This window comes from Pseudomonas sp. CGJS7 (assembly GCF_036961695.1).
In genome coordinates this window covers 1-3,566 of record NZ_JBAMDI010000269.1, presented here as the reverse complement: position 1 = coordinate 3,566, position 3,566 = coordinate 1, and the positions used below count along the sequence as shown (strand labels likewise).

Annotated in this window: 5 protein-coding genes; 1 reads left to right on the top strand and 4 read right to left on the bottom strand. The window is 62.7% G+C overall.

Translation table 11 applies throughout. The features are described from left to right. From V7787_RS52480 to ccoN, 4 genes are all read right to left on the bottom strand, one after another. Positions 1 to 510, bottom strand: a 510-nt coding sequence (locus tag V7787_RS52480) for a cbb3-type cytochrome c oxidase N-terminal domain-containing protein (RefSeq protein ID WP_336095406.1), incomplete at its 3' end; no start/stop codon positions are given. Beyond that, the gene (locus V7787_RS52475) at positions 507 to 701 is read right to left on the bottom strand and encodes a cbb3-type cytochrome oxidase subunit 3 (protein ID WP_010955003.1); all 195 of its coding nucleotides are present in this window, start codon (positions 699 to 701) and stop codon (positions 507 to 509) included. The genes V7787_RS52475 and V7787_RS52480, both read right to left, overlap by 4 nt. A gap of 5 nt (positions 702 to 706) precedes the next feature. Beyond that, positions 707 to 1,315: a cytochrome-c oxidase, cbb3-type subunit II gene (gene ccoO / locus V7787_RS52470; protein ID WP_010955002.1), complete on the bottom strand. Its 609-nt coding sequence runs from the start codon at positions 1,313 to 1,315 to the stop codon at positions 707 to 709. A gap of 13 nt (positions 1,316 to 1,328) precedes the next feature. Then, positions 1,329 to 2,753, bottom strand: coding sequence for a cytochrome-c oxidase, cbb3-type subunit I (gene ccoN, locus V7787_RS52465; RefSeq protein WP_064493230.1), 1,425 nt, complete (start codon positions 2,751 to 2,753; stop codon positions 1,329 to 1,331). 50 nt (positions 2,754 to 2,803) lie between these two features. On the opposite strand from ccoN, the gene V7787_RS52460 reads away from it, so the two are divergent. Continuing rightward, positions 2,804 to 3,496, top strand: a complete 693-nt coding sequence (locus V7787_RS52460) for an alpha/beta family hydrolase (protein WP_064493229.1) — start codon at positions 2,804 to 2,806, stop codon at positions 3,494 to 3,496. Positions 3,497 to 3,566 lie beyond the last annotated feature (70 nt).

Below are 3,566 nucleotides of genomic sequence, written 5' to 3'. Positions count from 1 at the left end.
ATCGCCGCCCCAGCGCCAGTCATTGTCGGTGAGGTTGGGGAAGCCGAAGGCGCCCTTGGCGTCGGAACCGTGGCACACCGAGCAGTTGGAGGCAAACAGGCGGCTGCCCATTTTCAGTGCCTGCGGGTCCTTCGCCACTTCTTCTACGGGCATGGCGGCGTATTTGGCGAAGATCGGACCGAACCTGGCATCGGCCTTGTCCATTTCCTTCTGCCATTCATTGGCGCCAGTCCAGCCATTTTCATAGCCCGGCAGGATGCCTTTCCAGTTGCCCAGGCCCGGGTAGAGGATCAGGTAGCCGACCGAGAACGCCAAGGTGCCAACGAACAGCCAGAACCACCACTTGGGCAGCGGGTTGTCGTACTCCTCGATGCCGTCGAAGCTGTGGCCCATGGTCTCGTCGGTGGTGTTGTTGCTCTGGCCCTTGCGCGTGGCGAGCAGCAGCCAGGTCAGGCCAATCAGGCTACCGATGGTCAGTACGCTGATGTACGTACTCCAGAAGGTGGTCATTGCCCGTTACTCCTTTTTGCAGCAGGCTCCTGCCCGGCAGTGGGCAGGCGGTCGTCGACGAAGGGCAGCAGGCGCGCTTCGGCGAAATCACGGTCGCGGCGGCGGTTGAAGACCCACAGGGTGAGGCCGATGAAGGCAATCATCACCACCAGGGTGCCCAGACCGCGGATCATGCCGATGTCCATTTCCATCGCACTCACCTCTTGTTCTTGATCGCGGTGCCGAGCACCTGCAGGTAGGCGACCAGGGCATCCATCTCGGTCTTGCCTTTGACCGCTTCACGGGCGCCGGCAATGTCGTCGTCGGTGTACGGCACGCCCAGGGTGCGCAGGGTGCGCATCTTGACGTCGGTGTGGCTGTTGTCGACCGGCTGGGCAACCAGCCACGGGTAGGACGGCATCTTCGACTCCGGCACCACGTTGCGCGGGTTGTACAGGTGCGCACGGTGCCAGTCGTCCGAGTAGCGGCCACCGACCCGGGCCAGGTCCGGCCCGGTGCGCTTGGAGCCCCACAGGAACGGGTGGTCCCAGACGCTTTCACCGGCCACCGAGTAGTGGCCGTAACGCTCGGTTTCGGCACGGAACGGGCGGATCATCTGCGAGTGGCAGCCCACGCAACCTTCGCGGATGTAGACATCGCGGCCTTCCAGTTGCAGCGCGGTGTAGGGCTTCATGCCTTCGACCGGTTTGTTGGTGACGTCCTGGAAGAACAGCGGGACGATCTGGGTCAGGCCGCCGATGCTGACGGCAAATACCATCAGCAGGGCCATCAGGCCGACGTTTTTCTCGATGACTTCATGTTTCATCAGGCGTTTCTCCTCAAGCCAACTGGGCGTTCGCAGGGGCGACGTCAAGCGCTGGCGAACGCACGGTGCGCCAGGTGTTCCAGGCCATCAGGAACATGCCGCTGAGGAAGATCGCGCCGCCGACGAAGCGCACGACGAAGCCTGGGTGGCTGGCCACCAGGGTTTCCACGAACGAGTAGGTGAGCGTGCCGTCGCTGTTGACCGCGCGCCACATCAGGCCCTGGGCGATGCCGTTGACCCACATCGAGGCGATGTACAGCACGGTACCAATGGTGGCCAGCCAGAAGTGTGCATTGATCAGGCCGAGGCTGTGCATGCGTTCTTTGCCGAACACTTTGGGGATGGTGTGGTACAGCGCGCCTATCGAGATCATCGCTACCCAGCCGAGGGCGCCAGCGTGGACGTGGCCGATGGTCCAGTCGGTGTAGTGGGACAGGGCGTTGACCGTCTTGATGGCCATCATCGGGCCTTCGAAGGTGGACATGCCGTAGAACGCCAGCGACACCACCAGGAAGCGCAGGATCGGGTCGCTGCGCAGTTTGTGCCAGGCGCCCGACAGGGTCATCATGCCGTTGATCATGCCGCCCCAGCTTGGCGCCAGCAGGATCAGCGACATCACCATGCCCAGCGACTGCGCCCAATCGGGCAGGGCGGTGTAGTGCAAGTGGTGCGGGCCGGCCCAGATGTACAGGGTGATCAGCGCCCAGAAGTGCACGATCGACAAGCGATACGAATACACCGGCCGTTCGGCCTGCTTGGGCACGTAGTAGTACATCATCCCCAGGAAGCCTGCGGTCAGGAAGAAGCCCACCGCGTTATGGCCGTACCACCACTGCACCATGGCATCGGTGGCGCCTGCGTAGACCGAATAGGATTTGGTCAGGCTGACCGGCAGTTCCAGGTTGTTGACGATGTGCAGCAGCGCCACGGTCAGGATGAAGGCGCCGAAGAACCAGTTGCCGACGTAGATGTGTTTGGTGTTGCGCTTCATCAGCGTGCCGAAGAACACGATGGCGTAACCCACCCAGACGATGGTGATCAGAATGTCGATCGGCCATTCCAGTTCGGCGTATTCCTTGGAGCTGGTGTAGCCCAGCGGCAGGCTGATGGCCGCCAGCAGGATAACCAGTTGCCAGCCCCAGAACGTGAACGCGGCCAGGCCCGGTGCGAACAGGGTGGTCTGGCAGGTGCGTTGCACCGAATAATAGGAGGTGGCGAACAGTGCGCAGCCGCCGAACGCGAAGATCACCGCATTGGTATGCAGGGGGCGCAGGCGGCCGAAGCTGGTCCAGGGGAGGTCGAAGTTGAGGGACGGCCAGGCGAGCTGGGCGGCGATGAAGACGCCGAGCCCCATCCCGACGATTCCCCACACCACCGTCATGATGGCGAATTGGCGGACCACCTTGTAGTTATAGGCGGTACTGCTGGTTGTGTTCATGTATGGGTTCCCATCCACGGTTATTTGGCAGGCTTTACAGCGAGGCAAGCATGATTAATGGGCAAAGTGCCGGTATTGACGGGGATCAATGGGCGAAGGTCGCAAATGTCCCAGGCTTGCGCTGCGATCCTCCGCGGGTTGCAGGTCAGGATGACTACAAGGGGTGCCTGATTCTGGCCCATGGCGCGGGCGCGCCGATGGACAGCGGGTTCATGGACGAAATGGCGCAAAGGCTTGCGGCTCTTGGGGTAGCGGTAGTGCGCTTCGAGTTCCCGTACATGGCCGAGCGCAGGGTTACCGGTGGCAAGCGGCCGCCGAACCCGCAGAAGGTGTTGCTTGACTGCTGGCGCGAGGTGTACCGGCAAGTGCGACCTTTGGTCGCGGGCAAGCTGGCCGTGGGGGGCAAGTCCATGGGCGGGCGCATGGCGAGCCTGCTGGCCGACGAACTGGGCGCGGATGCGCTGGTGTGCCTGGGCTATCCGTTCTACGCGGTGGGTAAACCTGAGAAGCCACGGGTAGAGCACCTGGCCGAGTTGAAGACACCGACGTTGATCGTGCAGGGCGAGCGGGATGCGCTGGGTAACCGCGAGGCGGTGGCGGGGTATGCGTTGTCGCCGGCGATCGAGGTGGGCTGGCTAGTGGCGGGGGACCATGACCTGAAGCCGTTGAAGGCTTCGGGGTTCAGCCATGAGCAGCATTTGCAGGCGGCGGCTGAACGCGTTGCTGATTTTCTGAAGGACTAGTGCTGGATTCTTCGCGGGCAAACCCGCACCTACAAGGACCGCACAACATCGAAGGTCGGCTCAGCACCCT

Coding starts and splice junctions, on each gene's coding strand:
- V7787_RS52475 (WP_010955003.1), bottom strand. CDS start 701: ATGGAAATGGACATCGGCATGATCCGCGGTCTGGGCACCCTGGTGGTG.
- ccoO (WP_010955002.1), bottom strand. CDS start 1,315: ATGAAACATGAAGTCATCGAGAAAAACGTCGGCCTGATGGCCCTGCTG.
- ccoN (WP_064493230.1), bottom strand. CDS start 2,753: ATGAACACAACCAGCAGTACCGCCTATAACTACAAGGTGGTCCGCCAA.
- V7787_RS52460 (WP_064493229.1), top strand. CDS start 2,804: ATGATTAATGGGCAAAGTGCCGGTATTGACGGGGATCAATGGGCGAAG.